The sequence below is a fragment of the Paenibacillus sp. NPDC101420 genome (genome assembly GCF_050277435.1).
In the GTDB taxonomy this organism is placed as follows: Bacteria; Bacillota; Bacilli; order Paenibacillales; family Paenibacillaceae; genus Paenibacillus_AQ.
Map to the genome: position 1 here is coordinate 571,408 of NZ_JBNNSE010000001.1, position 22,610 is coordinate 594,017.

Sequence of the window (22,610 nt, forward strand, 5' to 3'; positions counted from 1 at the left end):
ATCCTCACCCCAACTCCATATGTTTGGCACGCAGCTGTCCGCATGCGGCCGCGATATCATGGCCTTGCTCACGGCGAATGGTAACATTCACGCCGTTGTCAGCCAAAATACGTTGAAACTCAAAGATATCATTGCGTGAAGTACGTACATATTTCCGCTCTGGCACGTGGTTTACTGGAATCAAATTGACGTGGCACAGCATGTTCTTAAGCACACCTGCTAATTCCTCAGCATGCTCCGGCTGATCATTCACCCCGCCGATCAATGCATACTCAAAGCTGACCCGTCGCCCCGTCTTAGCTTGATAATAACGTAAAGATTCAATCACATCATCAAACGGAAAGCGGCGGTTAACTGGCATTAGCTTCGAACGCAGTTTGTCGTTAGGTGCATGAATCGAAATCGCCAAATTTATTTGTGTATCTTCTTCTGCAAATTTATAAATGCTCGGCACAATCCCGCTAGTGGAAACAGTAATATGCCGTTGTCCGATATTTAGACCTTTCTCATGAATCATAAGACGCAAGAATCTCATTGTTGCATCATAGTTCTCAAACGGCTCACCAGTACCCATGATAACAATACTGCTGACACGCTCACCCCGCTCATCCAAGATCTGTTGAGAGCGTACAACCTGAGCTACAATTTCACCCGCTGTCAAATCACGTTTCAATCCACCAAGCGTAGAGGCACAGAAGGTACAGCCGATTCGGCAGCCTACTTGAGTTGTTACACAAACGCTATTTCCATAATTATGTTTCATGATAACTGTCTCGATCGCATGATCATCATGCAATCCAAACAGGAATTTTACTGTTCCATCTTTCGATTCCATTTTAGTAATCTCAGTGAGCGCTGCAATGGAGAATTGCTCGTTCAGCTTCTGACGAAGTCCTTTAGACAAATTGCTCATGGATTCGAAGTCACTTACACGTTTTACATACAACCAATCAAAAATCTGTCCACCACGAAAAGCAGGCTCACCGTTATCTTTCGCCCACTGCTGTAACTCTTCTAAAGAAAAATCATATATTAAAGGTTTCATTATTATTAGCACCTGTTCTTTCATAAGGATATGCGTATTATTTCTCATTCTTCCTATTTTAACACAAATTTCAGAGACGGTAAAAGAAATAGCCCGCCGTACGTTAGCCCGGCGGGCGGAAGATACAACGATTGTCAGTAAATTTGCTATATTACAAGACTCTTTGAAGCTTGGAGATATAGAACCCATCACTGCCATAATGATGTGGCAATAACTGAATCCCCTCACCTGCAGCCAGCGCAGTACCTTCCAATCTCCCCCACAGCGGGGAAGCAAATGTTATAGAAGTGAAATCAGGATTTTGCTCCAAAAAAGCAGCTACAACCTCACTATTTTCCGTTTGTTCAGTCGTACAGGTACTATAAACCAGAACACCACCCGGTTTCAACAGTTTAGAAACCGACTGCAGCAGCTGACCCTGCAGTGATGCTACACTTACAACATCCTCAGGCTGCTTACGCCATTTGAGATCTGGCTTACGGCGGATTACACCAAGCCCAGAGCAAGGCGCGTCCAAAAGAATTCTATCGTAGGAATGATGCTCTAAGGTATGCTCCAGCTCCAGTGCATCTGCACTGCCTGTTACTACGCTTTCGAGACCTAACCGTGCAGCTTGATCCGAGATAAGCTTAGCTTTATGTGGATGCAGATCGTTAGCGAAAATAGATCCTTCATCTTTCATCAGCTCGCCCATGTGGGCCGTTTTGCCCCCAGGCGCGGCGCAGCAATCAAGCACTCTCATTCCAGGCTCAGGTGCAACAGCTTCAGCTACAAGCATGGAGCTTTCATCCTGAACAGATAGATATCCATCCCGGTACCAGGATGAAAGAGCCAGATTACCTCCGCCTTTTACAACAATACCATAAGGACTTACTTCAGAAGCAGAAGCTTGCAGACCTTGTTCAATCATCTGACTCAATAGGGCTTCACGGCTAATCATCGTAGTATTTACGCGTACACTGACAGCGGGTGGCTCATTGTTAGCAGCGCAAATAGCTTCCGCAGTGTCAACACCATACTCCGTAATCCAGCGCTTCACTAACCATATAGGATGGGAATACTGAATAGATATCCGCTTCGCAGGACCCAATCCATCAGGTATTATCGGCAGATTTCCAGCGCGCAGCACACTACGAAGCACGCCATTAACCATACCCGAAATTCCTTGATGGCCCTTTTTCTTAGCTATATTAACAGCCTCATTTACAGCTGCATGAGATGGTATGCGATCCAGGTACATAATTTGATATAAGCTTAGACGCAGTAAATTACGCACCCAGGGCTGCAATTTAGCGATTCCTTTGCTAACAAATTCCTCGAGCACATAATCAAGTGTATTCATCCGAGAAATGGTACCATAGACAAGCTCTGTAACTAGTCCAGCATCTTCTCTGCTGAGTGCAGACTTCTGCAGACTGCTGTTCAGCAATAAGTTGCTGTAAGCCCCTTGTTGTTCGACCTTAACCAGGATATCGAGAGCGATATCGCGGGAAGAAGCTGTAGCAGCTTTACCTTTATTTCCGCTACCGCCCTTTTTACCACTCACTGCTTTATGATCGTTACTATTTTTATTACCAGAGTTATGACTTACTCCTGATCGGCCCGCACCGTTACCGCCCGCGCTCAACCTAGCACCATCCCTGGTTTCATGACACCGCCACGGCTAAAATCCGCAGCGCTCATCGCTTTTTTACCCGCAGGTTGAACCGTAGTTAGCAGCAGACTTCCGTCTCCTGTCTTAACCTCGACACCATGTTCAGTGACCGAAAGTACCGTTCCTGGCGCACTATCAGTTGATTTCTGCTCAGCAGGAATTTTTGAAGCCCATACTTTGAAGGTCTCTCCATTCCAAAGCGTAAACGCACCGGAAAAAGGTACTAATCCACGAATTCGATTATAGTTATCACGTGAGCCAGCGTTCCAATCCAAACGCTCATCCTCACGATTTAGGTTAGGAGCAAAGGTCGCTTGACTGTCGTCTTGCGGAGAAGCTTGAACAAGGCCGTTTACTAATCGCGGCATTTCAGACTTCAAGAGATCACGTCCAGCAAGGCTAAGCTTCTCGAACATCGTGCCGGAAGTATCCTCATCCTCGATAGCCACCTCGACGCGCGAGATCATATCTCCAGTGTCAAGTCCTTCAGCCATATACATCAAGGTAACGCCGGTAACCTTCTCACCGTTAATGATACTACGTTGAATCGGTGCGCCACCCCGGTATTTAGGAAGTAGTGAACCATGAACATTCACACAACCATTACGCGGCAAATCCAATACAGCTTTAGGCAAAATTTGACCATAAGCCGCTGTAACAATCAGGTCAGGCTCATATGCAGCTAGCTCTGCGACAGCCTCAGGTTTGCGCATCCGTTCAGGCTGGAGCACAGGTAAACCGAGAGATAATGCGGCTTCTTTAACTGGTGAAGGAGCCAAGATCTTTTTACGTCCTTGCGGTCGATCTGGTTGGGTGACGACTGCTACAACTTCATAGCCTTCATCCATCAGCATTTGCAAGCTTGGTACCGCAAAGGCTGGGGTTCCCATGAATACAATCTTCATATCCTCACTCCTCAGTCTCATTGCGTTCAGCTGTCATCTCGTATACTTTTTCAGCGATATCGGTAAACAGTACTCCGTTCAGATGGTCAATCTCATGTTGAAAAGCCCGAGCAAGTAAACCACTGCCGGTAATGGTAATTTCTTTTCCTTCACGGTTAAGACCACGCACGGTTACTGTCTCTGCACGGCGTACATCACCATTCAATCCGGGAATACTAAGACATCCTTCAGGTCCTAGCTGCTCCCCTTCTGTACCGATGATTTCCGGATTAATCATTTTGATCAGCCCGTGCTCTTCATCTGCATCCACCACAATTAGGCGCTTCAAAATACCAACTTGTGGAGCTGCCAGCCCTACACCTTCAGCGTCATACATCGTATCAGCCATATCATCTAACAATTTTTTAACATTAGGTGTAACTACAGTTACTTCTTTTGCTATTTTGTGCAACACTTCATCCGGTTCCTTAACGATCATACGTATCGCCATTAAAAACACCTTCCCGTTCTGTACATCTCTATATTTAGAGTTTATTGATCTAGCTCTTTTTTTACATTGTAACATGATAACGATTTACATCAACATTTGCGGATCAACATCAATGCTGATCTGGAGCCCTGTATCCCGTACAGAATCCTCCAACTCCTCAGCCACTTGTCGAACAAGCCCTATCACATCGATGGCGCCGCGCCATTTTATCATACATTGGAATCTATATCTACCCTTTAAGCGAGGGATTGGAGAAGCTACTGGACCTAACAGATCTAGTACATCTGTGGTTAGCTTATCTAGACTCCCATACCATCTTAGATTTCTGGCCTTCCCCTGCAGATTCATAGCGTAATTCTCTGCCATCCGGAGTAGTAGCGGTAACTGCTCATGGGATAATGTAACGAGTATCAGTCTGCAATAAGGCGGATAATGTAGCCCTCTGCGATGCTTCAGCTCTTCCCTTACAAAAGAGAGATAGTCATGCCCGCTAGCATGAATAATAGAATAATGCTCTGGTGTATAGGACTGAACAACGACCTCACCCGGAAGCTGATGCCGACCTGCTCTTCCAGCAACTTGTGTAAGCAATTGGAAGGTCTTCTCCGCTGCACGAAAATCGGGCAGGTTCAACGCTGAATCTGCTGTAATTACGCCAACAAGAGTTACGTCAGGAAAATCCAAACCTTTTGCTACCATCTGAGTGCCTAGCAGAACATCCGCTTTTTTGTCTCTGAATTGATTCAGCAGCTTCTCATGCGAACCTTTTTCTGTCGTTGTATCCACGTCCATACGAATCACCCGTATCCCAGGAAACAACTTACCAAGCTCTTCTTCCACCCGCTGCGTCCCCGTTCCGAAGAACCGGATATGCTCACTTCCACACTCTGGACAAAGCTTAGGTGCCGGTTCAGCATGACCACAATAATGACAACGCAAATTGTCACTACGACTATGGTACGTTAATGAAATATCACACTCGGGGCAGCCTGCTACATATCCGCAACTCCGGCACATAACAAACGTCGAGAAACCTCTACGGTTAAGCAATAACACGGTCTGTTCTCCACGTTCCAGTCTTTCAGCCAATGCAGCATGAAGCTTTCGACTGAACATTGAGCGATTACCTTCTTTAAGCTCTTCCCGCATATCCACGACATTTACCTTCGGTAGTTCGTTACCAAGCGCGCGGGTAGGCATCTCTAGAAGGACTGGTGAAAAATGAATATCACTCTGCGCTCTGGCAGCATGATAGCTTTCTAACGAAGGCGTGGCGGAGCCTAAAATCACGGCTGCCCCACACTGTTCGGCTCTGCGAATAGCTGCATCACGGGCATGATATTTCGGATTTTCCTCCTGCTTATATGAGGTTTCATGCTCTTCATCCATAATAATCAAACCTAGGTTAGAGAACGGGGCAAACACCGCTGAACGGGCGCCAACGGCAACCGTAGCCTTTCCTTCACGGATTTTGCGCCACTCATCGTAACGTTCGCCAACAGATAATCGGCTATGCATTACCGCGACACCACTTCCGAAGCGCCCCTTAAAGCGCTCCACCATCTGCGGCGTTAATGCGATTTCTGGGACGAGCACTACGGCCTGTCTACCCTGATCCAAACAACGTTTGATACATTGCAAATAGATTTCTGTCTTACCGCTCCCCGTAACGCCATGTAACAGAAAAACTTCATGGAGCTGTTCTTCTAGCGTTCGTGAAATACGTGTGTATACAATCTCTTGTTCTGCTGTAAGTGGCAGAGGCGTAGTAGGCTTAAAATCACGTCCTTGATAAGGGTCGCGATAGACTTCGATTTCACTGATTTCGATAAAGCCTTTTTCCTCTAAACCCTTCACGGTGCTTGCCGTCACTTGAAGTGCAGACAAGACTTCCTTAAGCGCCATTGGGAGTGTAGCTTCCCTTTCAATCAGAAAGCTAAGTACTTCCTTCTGTCGCGCGGACTTTTTGGGGAATTTATTCAACGCCTCACGAGCAGCCGTGATCCCTATCGCAAGATCTACTGCTTTCAGCTTCTTCTTGCCCATTTTATCTTTAATCGATTGGCTCTCTACAAGAACTCCACGTCTTAGCATGAACTTCACCGTCTCCGCAGCCTCCGGAAATGCACGGGTGAGCTGCTTCATGGAAACTTCGCCATTACGTCCGATAAACTCAGTAATTAGTCGTTCCTCATTCCCTGTATCTGCAAACATAGGGAATAATTCATCATCAGAAAATGCTGCTTCTTCTTCCACATCTCCTAGCGAAATCAGTCGTTCTGCCTTCCCTTTTAGAGCAGTGGGCAGCATCGCTTGCAGGGCTGAAATTCGTCTGCATGCATATCTTTTACTCATCCAGTCCGCTAGCTCAACTAATTCAGGAGATAAAGGTGGAAGCAAATCCAGCACCTCTTGAATAGCCTTAAGACCAGGATTCACTACTGTTTCACCTGACTCCAGAGAAACGACAAAGCCTTGCACCGTGCGGTGTCCAAACGGTACTGCTACTCGGCTGCCCACTTCAATCCATAACTTTAGTGATTCTGGAATACTATAATCAAATGGCCGGTCAGTGCTGCGTACAGGCACATCCACAATGACCTTGGCAATATCCATTATAATGAAGCTCCAGTAATCCGCTCTGCCACGAGCGTCAGCAAGCGGCGAGCGACCTCATCCTTAGACAATTGTGGCAATTCGAGCACCAATCCATCTACATCATAAATCGATACAATATTCGTATCCGATCCGAATCCGGCTCCTGCAGCCGCTACATTGTTTGCAACAATGAGATCGCAGTTTTTGCGGACCAGCTTGTCCTTTGCATAAAATTCTGTGTTTCCCGTCTCCGCAGCAAAGCCGATCAAGAACTGCTTGTCTTTGTTCTTACCTAGCGTTTCCAGAATATCCGTTGTTTTTATAAGCTCAAGTGTCAGTGTATCTCCACTTTTTTTAATTTTGGATGGCTCACTTTGCTTAGGCCGGTAATCCGATACAGCAGCCGCCTTGATCATGATATCGCAGCTATCCCACTGCGCAGTAACCGCATCGTACATCTCTTGTGCAGATTGAACACGAATGACATTCATATCCGGGTCCTGCGGAGGCGCTTCATCTGTTCGCGCAGCAATCAAGGTAACCTCAGCACCCATAGCACGTGCAGCACGTGCCAATGCAAAACCCATCTTACCGGAGGAATCATTGGAGATATAGCGTACCGGATCAATCCGTTCTACTGTACCACCAGCTGTGATGACGATCTCTTTACCCTTGAGTGGACTAGACTTCACACTTTCTTGCAACGCAAAAAAATCCTCAACATTACTTACAATAGTCTCTGGTTCCTCTAAACGTCCTTTACCCACGTAACCACATGCCAGCAGACCTTCTCCAGGCTCAATAAACTGAATACCTCGTTTAGCGAGGGTATCCAAATTGCTAAGTACAGCGGGATGCTGATACATATGAACATTCATAGCCGGTGCCACCATTATAGGTGCAGTAGTAGCGAGTAACGTTGTGGATAACATATCATCCGCAATTCCGTGCGCCATTTTAGCAATAATATTTGCAGTTGCTGGTGCTACTATCACAAGGTCCGCCGAATCAGCCAAATCAATATGCGAGATGGAGGATGGATCCCGTTCCTGGAATGTATCGCTATATACTCGTTGCTTCGACAGTGACTGTAGAGTTAATTCTGTAATGAACTGCTTTGCCGAAGCTGTCATAATGACATGAACCTCGGCTCCTTTTTGGACAAGCTTACTGGTCAGGGCTGCTGCTTTGTAAGCGGCAATTCCCCCTGTAATCCCAAGTAAAATAGTCTTCCCCTTTAAGCTCTTCAACATGATCTCCCCCCTGTTCCCTTCTCTTACAACGAATGATCTATTTCTTAAACTTCTTATATTTTGAGAAAAAAATAACAACCTTCCGGTTGTCAGAAACAGCCCGGTCTTGGGCTATCAGCATTCATTAAAGACCCATAATTGCTCCATAACCCAAGAAGAAACGGCATCGCCTAATAACAAATAGGCGGTATCCGTTTCTACAAAAGGTCATATCTAAATAGGCTTGAGACTACTCTTCACCACGGGTAAGCGTAATGCGATCTTCGTAAATTTCCTCAAGAGCAACACCGACGAATTTATGCGATCTAGGGTTCTTCACATCTGTCTTGCCACCCTCACGCAATTGTCTAGCACGACGTGCTGCGGCTACAACGAGCGAATACTTACTGTCAACCTTGGTCATCATTTCATCAATTGATGGATATAGCACAGGGACACCTCTTCATAGTTTACTGGTAATACCTTCAGCCTTGCAGCATTCATTATCTAACTTTACAATGTTCGGCGATAATAATGCTTTCTATTCTCTTACAGGCCAGATCAATCTCATCATTTACAACAGCATAATCATAATGCTGCATTAGATTAATCTCATCCTCCGCTACAGTCATGCGGTGATCGATCACATCTGGATGTTCCGTACCCCGTCCGCGTATGCGGTCCTTCAGCTCATCCATAGAAGGTGGAAGAAGGAACACAAAAATACCTTCAGGAAATTTTTCTTTAACTTTGAGAGCTCCCTGAACCTCAATTTCGAGAATAATATCTTTGCCGTTATTGAGAGTTCTCTCTACAAAATCACGTGGAGTACCGTAAAAATTACCTACGTACTCCGCATATTCAAGCAGTTGATCGGCTTCTATCATAGCCGAAAACTCCTCTTTGCTTTTGAAAAAATAATTCACGCCGTCTTCCTCACCCGCACGCGGACTGCGAGTAGTAGCAGAAACTGAGTAGACAAGTTCGGGCATCTTCGGTCGTAGCGCAGTACATACAGTACCTTTACCCACGCCGGAAGGTCCGGATAATATGATGAGCAATCCTTTTGACATAATACACTCCATTTAGTTGTTATTCGTCGTTGTCGTCATCTTTACTGGATAAGCGATGCGCTACAGTCTCCGGCTGTACAGCCGACAGAATGACATGATCACTATCTGTAATGATTACGGCACGAGTCCGTCGGCCATAGGTGGCGTCGATCAACATATGTCGATCTCGAGCCTCCTGGATAATGCGTTTGATTGGTGCAGATTCCGGACTGACGATGGAAATAATGCGATTGGCGGACACAATATTCCCAAAGCCAATGTTGATAAGTTTGATTGCCATGTTCCGGTAGTTCCCCCCATAAAGTTCTATGCTATTGCCTGTTCCCGGTTACTCTATGTTTGCCGCTTGTTCGCGAATCTTCTCCAGCTCAGCTTTCATGTCTAGCACAAGACCCACGAGTGTTAAATGATTACATTTCGATCCGATTGTATTCGTCTCCCGGTTCATCTCCTGAATGAGAAAATCCAGCTTGCGTCCTACCGGTCCTTTCCCCTTCAGGAGGGTTCTGCATTGTTCGAAATGACTATACAACCGGGTCAACTCTTCATCAATATTACAGCGATCTGCAAAAATAGCGATTTCCATCCCGAATTTATGCTCATCAAAAGCGAACGTCCCATCATTTAACTCATTTAATCGATGACGAAGCTTGTCACGATATTCAATGATTACAACAGGTGCAAGTTCGACCATTTCAGCATGCATGGATTCGAGATGATTGAGACGCTGTTCAATATCAGCGGCTAGAAAACTGCCTTCACGGGCGCGCATCTCTAGCAGAGACTGCAAACTCTGCTCAAGTCCCGTCTCCAACATTTCAGAGTAGTCTTCTAAGGCCGCGGACACGGCACCCGCAGCCTCATCTTTGCTTTCCATAATACCGGGTATAGAAAGTATATCACGTAGAGTCAACTCACCGGACAAACCATACTCGTTCTTAAGCTGATCTGCTGCCTTAAGATAAGTCATGACAGTAGAGCGATTCAGAACCGGTCCGGAAGACGACTCATCGTGCTCTCTATTGATGGTAACATCTATCCTTCCCCGTTTGACGTGCTGCTGAACCTTTCTTCTCAGCACATCCTCATAACCCGTCCAATCCCGGGGCATCCGCAGTACAACTTCGCAGTACCGGTGATTCACCGATTTCACTTCGAACATAATCTTGTAGCCGCCGAATTGCAGGGACGATTGACCGTATCCGGTCATGCTAAATGACAACGGAATCACATCCATTACACTATTGTAATTGATTATTACTAGCGAAACAAGGGGGACAATTTACGTCCTGATTTCTCCCATACATACTCGATCAGCTGTGCGCTCATATCATAGAACATGAAAGGTGTCATTAAATAGATCCCATTAAAATGGGCTGTAGCTACATCTAACAATTCCTTGGCGATGGCGACCCCTTCAGCTCTTCCTGCTTCTCCTTCAAGTCCCTTCATTCGATTCCGGACATCATCCGTAAGCTGGATTCCCGGAACCTCGTTATGCAGGAACTCTGCATTACGCCCACTAGCCAGTGGCATCACACCAATAAACACGGGAATATCCAGATGTGCAGTTGCCTCAGCGATCTTTACGATAAGCTGCTGATCGTAGACAGGCTGAGTCATAATATAATCTGCACCAGAGGCAATTTTCTTCTCCAGTCGCTGTACGGCCTTATCTAAATGTTTAACATTCGGGTTAAAGGCAGCACCGATAACAAAATTTGCTTTCTGCTTCAAAGGTTTACCTGAAAAGGAAATGCCATCATTCAACTGCTTAATCATACGAATAATCTCAAAAGAGGTTAAGTCGTAAACCGAACTTGAGCCGGGAAGATCTCCGAATTTCGCTGGATCTCCAGTCACCGCTAACACATGATCAATTCCTAGCGCATCAAAACCCATCAAATGCGATTGGGTACCAATCAGATTGCGATCGCGACAAGCAATATGCACTAGTGGACGGAGTCCAGTTTTAGCATGCACCAAATGGCCCAAAGCCATATTGCTCATCCGTGTAACAGCCAGTGAGTTATCGGCGAGTGTCAGCGCATCCGCACCTGCTCTTCTCAACGCTTCTGCACCCTTCATGAACTTGCCGATATCCAAATCACGAGGTGGATCAAGCTCAACGATAACTGTATGACGTTCCTTGACTAGATCAAGCAGGTTCGGCTCACGACCATCTCTTCCCTCATCTTCGCCAAAATGCTCCTGCAAAGATACACGCTCCACAGTCGGAAGCGTCGGTTCTGGAAGTGGCTGAGGTACGTAATCTTTCAATGCGGAAGAAATTTCAGCAATATGCTGCGGAGTAGTACCACAGCAGCCCCCAATAATTCTGCAACCCATTTCTGCAAAAGTAACTGCCATTTGTCCGAAATATTCCGGTGAGGCTCCATACCGATATTCTCCATCTACATAATCCGCAACGCCCGCATTCGGATAGACCGAGGTAGGTAGAATAAGATTGCCTTGTACCGCTTTTAGTGCTCTCTTAATCCCGTTTGGGCCAGTATTACAGTTAAATCCGATGATATCCGCTCCATCACCTTCTAAGATCCGGAAAGCCTCTGGTAAAGTCAATCCATCTAATGTACGTGCCGATTCATCCACAGCAAATTGGCAAATGACTGGGAGAGTACTATGTTTACGTACTGTTCTTAGCGCAAGATGCAGTTCCTCGACATCGTAAAAGGTTTCTAGCATAATACCGTCTACTTCTTCTTCTAATAATGCTGTAATCTGCTGTGTAAAATACTTTTTCAACTCTGTCGATGAGAGATTTGCACGCTTACCGGCGCGAATAGAGCCTACAGCACCTAATACATAGCCTGTATCTCCAGCAGCTTTACGAGCGATTCTTACTCCGGCGCGATTAATTTCTTCAACCTTGGACTCCAAACCATATTTGGACAGCCTGTCAAAATTCGCTGAGAAGGTGTTGCTTTCTAGCAGCACTGCTCCTGCATCGATATAGCTGCGATGGACATCTTCGATAACCCCCGGAGAGGTCAAATTTAATTCTTCGTAGGAAATGCCGACAGGGAAACCCTTCTGATATAAATAGGTACCCATCGCTCCGTCTCCGACCAATACTTTGTTTCCCCATGCGGAACGTAAATCCGGCTTCACTGCAAGATCCTCCCCTGTCACATTAGGTTCTACTTTAGTTTCATACTAATGTAACATAAATCGCTATGGATGATAAGCTTTCATAAGAAAAGCAATCAACCCCCAGTGGTATGAATGATCAAGTATTAAAAGCCTCATACTAACGTTAAAAACAATAAAAGGGGTATTTAAGTGAAGAAAAAAACAAGAAAGTTTCTGATCCGAAAATACACGGTAATTCTACTCTTATGCATTCTCTGCTTATTATTTCTGTATTTGGGAGATTGGATGTACGGATATGGTCTGGGCAATATCGGTTATATTCTAAATTACTTGCTATATACCCCCTCTGAGAAAGTCGCTGCTTGTATTTTATTGCTATGCCTGATTATTCCCGATATCCTAGCCTGGAAGACGGGGCATCAACCAGAACGAGGAGGGGAACTGTGACTTCTTATCGCTGTAATAATAATTAGGAGCAATGGAATCAACACCATAAAGAAGGGAAAGACCGTGTATAGCAGTTTCCCTCCCTCTTCAATATGTTCTGTGAAGCTTCGGGCATTCAGCATCGAACTGAACAGGATTATGAGAGCTACCGGATACACCATTCTTCGGTAAGGAATCTTGAACAATTCTGAAATCCCAATAAGTGCTGCTGCAAAAAAAACAGACAATTTGAAAAAAACACCGATTATTAGCACCATGACAATTAGAATATCCACACGTTGAATAAAATCGGAGATAGAGATCTTACTGATCGTAGGCATTAAGGGGAACGGAGAACGCCTGACAATATCTGTACCAAGCACCGATATATTTAAGGCCATGGTCATACTTAACAGTATACCTGATACAAATATGCCCGCTGCGATTACCCAAGGACCTTTTTTAACGTTATTCAGATAGGGCATAAGCATAGTAAAACAGATCATTTCACCAAAAGGGAAAATGTAGTTTTGATGTAAAACAGAAGAAACAATTGGCTTAATTCCATTCTCAAAAACAGGGAGCAAACGGTTCAAATTAATGGAGCCCGAGAACATTAACATGCTCGAACAAAATAAACCGATTAATATCACAATCACCGCAAACACCAACGAAGTTCGGGACAGCACTTCTACTCCTTTATGCAATACATAAGCACTAGATAATACCATTAACATCGCTACAATGAATAACGGCGTCCTGTGCATAGTAGCCATAACTAGCATAGAGCTACCATCTCGCAGATCACGACCAGCCAAATTAAGAAATATCACGATATAAGCTATGGATATCAACGAACCCACATATTTACCAAATAGTTGCCGGATATATGCCGTAAGGGGCAGATTCGGAAACTTTCTATAAAGATAGGCATATCCTGCAAAAACAATTAATCCTATCAAATTCCCCAGCAATATGGAAATCCAAGCATCCTTATCAGACTCCATTCCAAGATTCACTACCAGCGCCGTCCCTAGTTCAAACAACACTGTCAGGGTGAAAAATTGAAGTAGTCCTATTTTTATATTTCCCATAGCTGCCCTCCTAAATTATCATTTCTTTTTGGACTGAAAGGAATCACTCCGCATGTCGGTATGCCGAATAACTATATCCACATTAAACTTGATCTCACAGGTTGCAAATATGCTATCCCAATGATCTTTTACTTGCTTCCACCCCCGCGGATTCTCTCGTTCTACAACTTCACCAAATCCAAGATAATCGCTTTTTAACGAACGAGCTGCTGAGACAGCTGCATGTAACTTATCATTGATACTCTGTTCTAGAAGTTCCGAAAGATTATTTAAGACCTTGGGATCTGTCAAATCCAAAGCATTAGGCGATTCTTTCAAACCTGCCTGCTCAGTGATATTTATTGTGATTACCGGATGCTCCGCGTCCTTCGCATCAGCATGAATATGTACCTGAGATAAATACACGATGAACGCTACATATTCATCCTCACCAATCGAAACCACTACTGGAATTTGTGTAATTTTATTCTTTAGCAGGGCAGTGCCTATAGCTTCATCACCTCGTAGCCAGCCTTTCAGCTTGTCCTCTTTAAATGCAGCGAAGTCTGTAACTCTAAGAATGGCCTCAGGATCTATATTTTTCAAACTGTCGTTATTATCTTTTTTGTCCAATTCGCCTGTTACCATTACCCCATTGACGATAGGCCCACCACCTGGAATTTGAATACCACGAATTATATCGTCTACTTCCATCCGGTAATTATATCCATACTGTTTAGAGGTCGTCTGCAGCTTCTCCACTAGATCATTGGCGGGTATTTTACCAAACGTAGTCATGGTCGTCATACTATCTACCGCCGGCTGTCCCTTTGATATAAAAATAAAACTGCTTAGCCTAGTTTCACTCTCTCTTTCTAGGACATCCATCATATCTTTGATACCTTCGCGAGCAAACTTCTCCGAAATAACGATCACTCGGATATGTCCTAAGGACAAGAAACGCGCAGTCTGACGCGAGGCATTAGCCAACGCTTCAAACATTGTACGTCCACTGCCTTTATATACTACGACTGGCGAAGTACCTCTGGCGTTCTCGCCAGAGATTTCGTCAGCAATTATAATCTGAAAAGATAATACATATTTTTCCTCATCTGTAGGACCTCTATCAATAGCCACTCCAGAAACGATTGCCCTTCTATTTAACTCCACACTGTCCCAGCAGCCTGTAAGACTGAGAAATATCAATAAACATAGCAGGACAACCCCAATAAAAATAGTGCGATTACTCTTCATCCTGCGCTCCTTTTTTTGGATGCTCTGCCCCAGTAGATTTTTCAAGGATTTTAGGAGAAACATTCTGTTCATGTCCTGTTGAGATCTTCTTTCCTTCCGAAATGCCTTCTTGCCTCTTTGTTGTAGAAACTCGCTCCGTTCTCAAAGCCCATAAGGGCAGTCTTAAGAACGCATCTTTTTGACCATGTGAGGATATAGGCACAATAGGGGATAGATAAGGGACACCGAATGAACGCAGACTATTCATATGTGCAAGCAAAACAATTAAGCCTAAAGTAATCCCATAAAAACCAAACATACCGGCCAGTACTAAAAATCCGAAACGGATAATTCTTCCTGATATCGCCATGTTATACGCAGGTATAGCAAAGCTCGCAATCCCTGTCAGCGCTACTACAATAACCATAACCGGTGTGATAATTCCTGCTTCCACTACTGCCTGACCCAAAATAAGCGCCCCTACAACGGATACAGTCTGTCCCACTGCACGCGGCATCCTTACTCCAGCTTCTCTAATGATCTCGAACGCTCCCTCCATCAGGAGTGCCTCCACAAAAGCAGGAAAAGGTACATTTTCACGTTGTGATAATAGATTGATTAACAGGGTTGTAGGAATCATCTCATAATGGTAAGTGGTTAACGCTATATAAACGGAAGGCCCAAGAATTAGTACAATAAAACTGATATATCGAACAAGACGCATGAGAATTGTAATATCGAACCTTTGAGCATAATCCGAGGCAGACTGAAAAAACAGTGTAAATACCGCAGGCAAAATCAATACAAACGGGGTGCCATCTATAATGATCACAACCCTACCCTCTAATAGGTTCGTCGCTGCAACGTCAGGCCGTTCACTATTATTAATGGTTGGAAAAGGTGTGAAGGTTTTATCCTGAATCAGCTCTTCGATATAACCTGATTCCATGATGGCATCGACATTAATCTGTTGTAGCCGATTTCTCACCTCTTCTACCAACTTCTCGTCTGCATTGTCTTTAATGTACATGAGGGCCACATCTGTGTGAGTTACCTTTCCGATCTTTAAATGTTCTAGTCTTAGCTTAGAAGACTTAATTCTTCTCCGAATCAAGGAAATGTTCGTAGCTACAGATTCAACAAAACTATCCTTTGGGCCTCGCACGACTAGTTGGGTGGATGGTTCGCTGACGGAGCGAGCTTCTCCTCCCTCGGTCTCACACACAATTGCACTGTCATAACCTTCAATCAGAATGACCGTTTTGCCAGAAAGGATCGCCAGTAGAACCTCATTCCACTCCTCTTGCAGCTGTGCTTGACCTATTTCCAAAGCACGGTTCAATACGAATTCCTTAAGATCATTTGTTGCAGAGATGTTCTCTTTGAGCATTTCGTCTGTGATTCCGAGTAACGAACCGATTACGAATTCATCGACCGTTTCCTTGTTGACAAGACCATTAAGATGAATCGCTGCTGCTTGAACGGGGCTCTCACCTCCGATCTTTACCTGACGAATTTTGAGATCAGGACTATGACCCAACTCATTATCTATTTGGTCGAGCGTTTGGTCCAAATCATCGGTAAGCCTCGGAATTCGAGTATCTTCATGACCTGAGGCTCCTTGTTGTTCCTTAGCGGATTTGTTTCTTCTGTTTATCCCGTTTATGTTCAACAAGGTCCCCCCTTTTTTTCAATCTTAGGGGTATTATTCTCGGTTATCCCTTCCATTATTCGGCTACATAAAGTCGCAAGGATGTGGAAACACAAAAAGACAGCCCAAGAGATTACTCTTAGGCTGCCTTTTTAAGTGTTTTTCTAAATGTCTACACTGCCTGTGAATGCAACCTCGGCAGGACCTGTCATATACACATGATTATCCTCTTCGTTCCATTCAATATAGAGATCGCCACCCTTTAGACTAATCCAAGCCGCCCGGTCTGTCAGACCATTGAGTACAGAAGACACTAAAGTTGCGCAGGCTCCAGTCCCACAAGCAAGTGTTGGTCCAGCTCCGCGTTCCCATACCCGCATATCTACTCTGCCTCGATCCAGAACCGTCGCGAACTCGACGTTTACCTTTCTCGGGAACAATGGATGTACCTCTAGCTTAGGTCCCCATGTCGCAAGATCGAAAGAAACTGCATCTTCTACATAGATAACGCAATGAGGATTACCCATAGATACTGCAGTAAACTTAAATTCGGTTCCATCCGATTCAATCCGCTCTGAGAGCACGGGTTCTGCATCAATAGCTACCGGAATTTGAAGACCGGACAATACAGGTTCACCCATATCAACCGTTACAGTTTCCACTACACCGTCTTTTACATTCAAGGTAACCTTTTGTTCTCCGGCACCAATCGTTTCAATAACAATCTGCTCGGAGTTTACCAGGCCATGGTCGTAGACATATTTGGATACACAGCGAATGGCATTTCCGCACTGCTCTGCTTCCGAGCCATCAGAGTTCATAATGCGCATCATGTAATCGCCGCGTTCAGACGGAAGGATGTATACAAGTCCGTCCGCTCCAATTCCGAAGAATCGATTGCATAACGTTACAGCAAGATCTGCTGCATTGCTTGGTAGCTCTTGCTCGCCGAAAACTACGATGAAGTCATTGCCTAGGCCGTGCATTTTTGTGAATTCCATTGAAAGTCCACTCCTAAAGGTTATGTTAAGTTAGATACGAGCTGTTAACTGCAACAAGTATACCTTTAGGAATGGAGCGTTACTATTAACTTTATGCCGAAATTTTTGTACTTTTTATCATCGAATTACTGCCGCTACGACCACGATTACGTTTACCGCCCCAAACACTGCCAGCCCCCATCAAGAAGGTCGGAATCCCCGCTGTTACAAATACTAGACACCATTCACGGAAATTAAGCGGCACTGTTTTAAAGACGGGTTGGAGAAATGGAATATACATAACAGCCAGCATCAAAATCACGGATGACAATACAGCAAGAACTAGGTACTTATTCTGGAACGGATTTCGATGGAACACCGAACGAGAACTGCGGCAATCGAAGACATGAATCAACTGAGCCATAACAAGTGTTGCAAAAGCTACAGATTGTGCTCGAATCAGCTGCGCTGGATTCTCTGGTGCTACACGTAAGGTTAGCCAAAATGCTCCTAACGTACATAAACCGATTAAAAATCCACGGCTTATGATCTTCCACCCTAAACGACGGGCAAAAATATTTTCCTTTGCACCACGCGGCTTATGCTCCATTAAGTCCTTCTCAGGCTGGTCAACACCAAGCGCCATCGCTGGCAGTCCGTCTGTCACCAAGTTGACCCATAAAATTTGAATAGGCACTAATGGCAGAGGCAGACCGAGCATCATGGCAAAGAACATGGTCAAGATTTCCCCTACATTTGATGCAAGCAGGTATCGAATGAATTTACGAATGTTCTCATAGATGTTTCTACCCTCTTCAATGGCCGCAACAATGGTTGAGAAGTTGTCATCCCCTAACACTAATGAAGATGCTTCCTTGGTCACATCTGTTCCAGTGATCCCCATAGATATTCCTATATCTGCCGCTTTAATGGCTGGAGCATCATTGACTCCGTCTCCGGTCATAGCCACAACATGACCACGGCGCTGCAAAGACTTCACAATACGAAGCTTATGCTCTGGAGATACGCGGGCGAATACGTACACATTATCCGATACTTTATCCAGCTCATCATCATCCATCCGAGTCAGTTGAGCCCCTGTTAATACTGTGCCCCCACGTTGCAGAATTCCTAATTGGTGAGCAATGGCCTCTGCAGTCGTTCCATGGTCCCCAGTAATCATCACAGTCTTAATTCCTGCTCGGCGTGTGACGCTAATGGCATCGCGAACTTCACGCCGTGGCGGATCAATCATTCCAGCCAATCCGATAAAGACAAGTTGGCACTCCGCATCCTTTTCACTATCCACATGTTCACTTGGACGCATATCACGATAAGCCATACCTAGGACACGAAGTGCACCTGAAGCCATTTGCTCATTGGCATCAAGTACTTTCTGCCGCAATGTTGGCGTTAAAGGCACGACACCGCCCTCCCAGAGCATATACGAACAGCGATTAAGCAGCACATCTGGCGCGCCTTTCGTACATACCATCCTTCCTCCGGGATGACCAATAATAACTGACATTAACTTCCGCTCGGAATCAAAAGGAAATTCCTTCTCACGGGAGTAGGTTACGGCTAGCGTCTGGGCGGTCAAACCCATCTTCCCTGAAAGCGCTACTAGAGCTCCTTCCGTTGGATCTCCTTTGAGTTCCCAGATCGATGAGCTGTCAGAAGATTTATCAACTACAATCTCCTTATCCTTCCCTTTACGCTTACCTCGCACTTCGGTCGGAAAGGTCTCAATAATCTCCGCATTACTGCACAAAGCACCCACCTGTAGCATCCGTCTTAAACTTTGATCATTTTTGAGATCTACCGGTTTACCTTTCTCCAGAACCTGTCCGTTCGGAGCATAACCTTCACCTGTTACTTCAAGGCCACGTCCGCCCGTCCATAATCGGGTCACCGTCATTTTATTCTGAGTCAATGTACCCGTCTTGTCCGAACAGATGACGGATGCGCAGCCCAAGGTTTCCACTGAAGGTAATTTACGAACGATGGCCTTTCGTTTGATCATCCTCTGCACACCCAGCGCAAGTGCGATGGTTACAATGGCCGGAAGCCCTTCCGGAATCGCAGCGACCGCCAAGCTTACCCCGGCCAAGAACATTGCTGTGGCAGGCTGTCCATGTAAAATACCGGCTGCTACAACTACAATAGTTAAACCTAGTGATACATAGATCAAAATTTTTCCTAACTGCTCGAGACGATGCTGAAGGGGAGTCTCCTGAGACTCTGTATTCTGGATCAGGTCTGCAATCTTACCCATCTCTGTGTCCATACCCGTACGAATTACGATAGCTTTACCAGTACCCCTGGTTACCATTGTGCCCATGAACCCAAGATTCTTCTGATCGCCGAGCGGAATCTCCTCCGCGCGGATCACATCCGAATGCTTCGAGACAGGCAGTGATTCCCCAGTTAGCGCGGATTCCTCCACATATAGAGAACTGCAATCCAGCCATCGTATATCCGCGGGTATTCGATCACCACTCTCCAGCAAGACAATATCACCTGGTACTAACATCTTTGCTGGAATGACCTCACTGTTCCCCCCACGCAGTACTTTGGCAGAAGGTGCGGAGAGCTGTTTTAAAGCTCTTAGCGAACGTTCGGCGCGGAACTCTTGAACAAACCCAAGGGCTCCGTTTAAAAGGATAATCGCGATGATCGTGATGGCATCCAAATATTCGCCAAGCAAACCGGATACGAGCGTCGCACCCATAAGCACAAGCACCATGAAATCCTTAAACTGGTTCAACAGCAGGGTAAACGGGGATACGGTCTTTCCTTCGGACAGCTCGTTATACCCATTTTGCTTCCGTCGCTCCGCGGCATCCTCTCCACTGAGGCCCGTCCTCGGATGGACATTGAACATTTTCTGCAGCTCTTCTGCACCGAGCCGGTGCCAACTGTTTTGTTCCATGACTTTTCTTTCCCTCCCGGTCGTTTCTTGACTTCCGGCGGCGCACAGCTTTTCCACCTGTTCATGACCAAGTGTATTCAAGGTCGTCCAATAATATCACCGCCTAACCAATTCCCCTTTTGCACGAATGTCCCAAAGTATGGCATCATAGAGAGGTAAGCTTAAACGTCTTCGGTGTTCTTATAAGGGCGGTAAGCGTTTAAACAAGAAATATAAGATATAAAGTATGATGTGAAACTTATACTTTCTTATATTTTCAGAAATTCATTTCACGTCGACAGGAGAGCTTTATCATGGCATTAGACGGCATTGTTACCCGAGCTATCGTGCACGAACTGCAATCATTCATCGGTGCGCGTATAGGCAAAATATATCAACCGAGCAATCACGATCTTATCTTCAACCTGCGGGGTGCCGGTGGCGGCGGCAAGCTATTGCTCTCTGCTAATCCGACATATCCGCGTCTGCATCTTACAGAAAGAAGCAGCATAAACCCGTCAGAAGCACCTATGTTCTGCATGCTCATGCGTAAGCATTGTGAAGGTGGGGCTATTGAGAGTATCACTCAGGTAGGCATGGAACGAATTATTCACATAAATGTTAAGACTAGAGATGAGCTTGGAGACGTCTCTGCCAAAAAGATCATCATTGAGCTCATGGGACGGCATAGTAATATCATCCTTACTGAGCTCGGCACAGGAACGATCATAGACGGCATTCATCATGTTACTCCATCAATCAGCAGCTACCGGATCGTAATGCCCGGTGTCGCTTACACAGAGCCTCCTCAGCAACACAAGCTGAACCCTCTGGAGATCGATAAAGAACGATTTCTCAATTTGATCTCAGCTGCTGAAGAATCCGCTCTACTGGAAGAAGATGAGAAGGAGGCCGAACCGGAAGAAATCATTGAAGGTGAGCTCGCCAACCTGATTACAAAAGAAGAGGTTGAACAGAAACCTGACGGCTCAGGCGGTCCTTCCCCATCAGCTGACCCGGTAGGCTGGATGGTGCATGCCTTCAGCGGAATGAGTCCACTTGTTGCCGGAGAGATTGCTCTTCGTCTCAGAAATGACCTTGCGATAGGTGATACACAGGGATCTGCACCAGAATTTCCAACAAAGTTATGGGACGCCTTCCAGTCTGTAATGGGACCTGTCCATAATTGCGAATTCTCTCCTGTTTCAGGTGCGAATGCGAAAGGGAAAATGATTTTTTCCGCGATTCCTTTATCTCTATTGGGTGAGAATGCGAAGCAATATAACACGATTAGTGAGTGCATGGAGGATTATTACGGGGATAAAGCTGAACGTGATACGGTGAAGCAACGGGTAAGTGATTTGATCCGTTTCCTGAGCAACGAACGTAGCAAAAACGTTAAGAAGCTTGCCAATCTACAGAAGGATCTAGACGAAGCGCAAGACGCAGATCGCTATCGTATTTGGGGTGAATTGCTATTCGCGTCCTTACATGCCGTGTCCAAAGGAGATAAAGAAGCCTCTTTGGTCAATTATTATGACGAAAATCAGGCAGAAATGGTCATCCCACTCGACCCTTTATTAAGCCCATCGGATAATGCACAACGTTATTTTAAAAAGTACAACAAATATAAAAACAGCCTCCTTGTCATTAATGAGCAGCTGATTAAGACCCATGAGGAAATATCCTACATGGAAAGTTTACTTCAGCAGCTTGCCCATGCCTCATTGAATGACATTGAAGAGATCCGCGATGAGCTTGTAAGTCAAGGATATCTTCGCGACCGAAGCAAAAAAGGCAAGAAAAAGAAAAAAGCAACCAGACCTACATTGCAGGTCTTCACCTCGTCTGAAGGCATCGACATTTATGTCGGAAAAAATAATTTACAGAACGAATACGTCACTAATCGACTGGCTTCACCTAATGACACTTGGCTGCATACCAAGGATATTCCTGGTTCTCACGTTGTCATCCGTAGTGAGGAATTTGGAGATGCCACACTGGAAGAAGCCGCCCAGCTTGCCGCTTATTTCAGTCAGGCGAAGCAGTCAAGCAGTGTGCCTGTAGACTGTACACTAATCCGCCATGTCCGCAAACCGAGTGGCTCGAAACCCGGATTTGTGATCTATGATCATCAGAAAACATTGTTTGTCACTCCAGATGAAAATCGCATTAAGAGTCTTCCAAATACGCTGAGAAGCTAATTAACAAAAAGAACCGGCTGT

Annotated in this window: 18 protein-coding genes; 2 read left to right on the forward strand and 16 right to left on the reverse strand. The window is 45.3% G+C overall.

Features of this window, described 5'->3' with window-relative positions:
- Window positions 1–4 precede the first annotated feature (4 nt).
- From rlmN to ACQKMP_RS02700, 11 genes are all read right to left on the reverse strand, one after another.
- Window positions 5–1,045: a 23S rRNA (adenine(2503)-C(2))-methyltransferase RlmN gene (rlmN, locus tag ACQKMP_RS02650; protein WP_042187390.1), complete on the reverse strand. Its 1,041-nt coding sequence runs from the start codon at window positions 1,043–1,045 to the stop codon at window positions 5–7.
- A gap of 151 nt (window positions 1,046–1,196) precedes the next feature.
- Entirely contained in the window at window positions 1,197–2,591 is a 1,395-nt protein-coding gene (gene rsmB, locus ACQKMP_RS02655) for a 16S rRNA (cytosine(967)-C(5))-methyltransferase RsmB (RefSeq protein WP_427469202.1), read from the reverse strand.
- A gap of 77 nt (window positions 2,592–2,668) precedes the next feature.
- Complete coding sequence (fmt, locus tag ACQKMP_RS02660; RefSeq protein WP_427468771.1) at window positions 2,669–3,604, reverse strand: methionyl-tRNA formyltransferase; 936 nt, start codon at window positions 3,602–3,604, stop codon at window positions 2,669–2,671.
- Window positions 3,605–3,608: 4 nt separating this feature from the next.
- Window positions 3,609–4,094, reverse strand: a complete 486-nt coding sequence (def, locus tag ACQKMP_RS02665; protein ID WP_042126884.1) for a peptide deformylase — start codon at window positions 4,092–4,094, stop codon at window positions 3,609–3,611.
- Window positions 4,095–4,178: 84 nt separating this feature from the next.
- A complete protein-coding gene (gene priA, locus ACQKMP_RS02670) occupies window positions 4,179–6,710 on the reverse strand; it encodes a primosomal protein N' (RefSeq protein ID WP_076299453.1) in 2,532 nt (843 codons plus the stop codon).
- The gene (gene coaBC, locus ACQKMP_RS02675; RefSeq protein WP_427468772.1) at window positions 6,710–7,945 is read right to left on the reverse strand and encodes a bifunctional phosphopantothenoylcysteine decarboxylase/phosphopantothenate--cysteine ligase CoaBC; all 1,236 of its coding nucleotides are present in this window, start codon (window positions 7,943–7,945) and stop codon (window positions 6,710–6,712) included. Before coaBC ends, priA begins: the two co-directional genes overlap by 1 nt.
- Window positions 7,946–8,174: 229 nt before the next feature.
- Window positions 8,175–8,375 carry a DNA-directed RNA polymerase subunit omega gene (gene rpoZ / locus ACQKMP_RS02680; protein WP_036686188.1) on the reverse strand — a complete coding sequence of 67 codons (201 nt, stop codon included), beginning with the start codon at window positions 8,373–8,375 and terminating at the stop codon, window positions 8,175–8,177.
- A gap of 52 nt (window positions 8,376–8,427) precedes the next feature.
- Window positions 8,428–8,997 (reverse strand): guanylate kinase, encoded by a 570-nt coding sequence (gene gmk, locus ACQKMP_RS02685; RefSeq protein ID WP_076299454.1) that lies wholly within the window; start codon window positions 8,995–8,997, stop codon window positions 8,428–8,430.
- 19 nt (window positions 8,998–9,016) lie between these two features.
- Entirely contained in the window at window positions 9,017–9,277 is a 261-nt protein-coding gene (remA, locus tag ACQKMP_RS02690; protein WP_006209218.1) for an extracellular matrix/biofilm regulator RemA, read from the reverse strand.
- Window positions 9,278–9,325: 48 nt separating this feature from the next.
- Window positions 9,326–10,219, reverse strand: a complete 894-nt coding sequence (locus ACQKMP_RS02695; RefSeq protein ID WP_042187381.1) for a YicC/YloC family endoribonuclease — start codon at window positions 10,217–10,219, stop codon at window positions 9,326–9,328.
- Between the two features lie 38 nt (window positions 10,220–10,257).
- A complete protein-coding gene (locus ACQKMP_RS02700; RefSeq protein WP_149644187.1) occupies window positions 10,258–12,129 on the reverse strand; it encodes a bifunctional homocysteine S-methyltransferase/methylenetetrahydrofolate reductase in 1,872 nt (623 codons plus the stop codon).
- A gap of 171 nt (window positions 12,130–12,300) precedes the next feature.
- Between ACQKMP_RS02700 and ACQKMP_RS02705 the strand changes: the two genes are divergently transcribed.
- Window positions 12,301–12,558 (forward strand): hypothetical protein, encoded by a 258-nt coding sequence (locus ACQKMP_RS02705; RefSeq protein ID WP_143759425.1) that lies wholly within the window; start codon window positions 12,301–12,303, stop codon window positions 12,556–12,558.
- On the opposite strand, the gene ACQKMP_RS02710 is transcribed toward ACQKMP_RS02705, so the two are convergent.
- The 5 genes from ACQKMP_RS02710 to ACQKMP_RS02730 form a co-directional block, all read right to left on the reverse strand.
- A complete protein-coding gene (locus ACQKMP_RS02710) occupies window positions 12,531–13,631 on the reverse strand; it encodes a GerAB/ArcD/ProY family transporter (RefSeq protein ID WP_076299456.1) in 1,101 nt (366 codons plus the stop codon). The genes ACQKMP_RS02705 and ACQKMP_RS02710 overlap by 28 nt on opposite strands.
- A gap of 18 nt (window positions 13,632–13,649) precedes the next feature.
- Window positions 13,650–14,864 carry a Ger(x)C family spore germination protein gene (locus tag ACQKMP_RS02715; RefSeq protein ID WP_076282920.1) on the reverse strand — a complete coding sequence of 405 codons (1,215 nt, stop codon included), beginning with the start codon at window positions 14,862–14,864 and terminating at the stop codon, window positions 13,650–13,652.
- The gene (locus tag ACQKMP_RS02720) at window positions 14,854–16,518 is read right to left on the reverse strand and encodes a spore germination protein (protein ID WP_427468773.1); all 1,665 of its coding nucleotides are present in this window, start codon (window positions 16,516–16,518) and stop codon (window positions 14,854–14,856) included. Before ACQKMP_RS02720 ends, ACQKMP_RS02715 begins: the two co-directional genes overlap by 11 nt.
- 140 nt (window positions 16,519–16,658) lie before the next feature.
- Window positions 16,659–17,495, reverse strand: coding sequence for a diaminopimelate epimerase (gene dapF, locus ACQKMP_RS02725; RefSeq protein WP_076282922.1), 837 nt, complete (start codon window positions 17,493–17,495; stop codon window positions 16,659–16,661).
- A gap of 91 nt (window positions 17,496–17,586) precedes the next feature.
- Window positions 17,587–20,406, reverse strand: a complete 2,820-nt coding sequence (locus ACQKMP_RS02730) for a calcium-translocating P-type ATPase, SERCA-type (protein WP_427468774.1) — start codon at window positions 20,404–20,406, stop codon at window positions 17,587–17,589.
- 293 nt (window positions 20,407–20,699) lie between these two features.
- On the opposite strand from ACQKMP_RS02730, the gene ACQKMP_RS02735 reads away from it, so the two are divergent.
- On the forward strand, window positions 20,700–22,589 hold the full coding sequence (locus ACQKMP_RS02735) for an Rqc2 family fibronectin-binding protein (RefSeq protein ID WP_427468775.1): 1,890 nt from the start codon (window positions 20,700–20,702) through the stop codon (window positions 22,587–22,589).
- The last annotated feature ends 21 nt before the right edge of the window (window positions 22,590–22,610 follow it).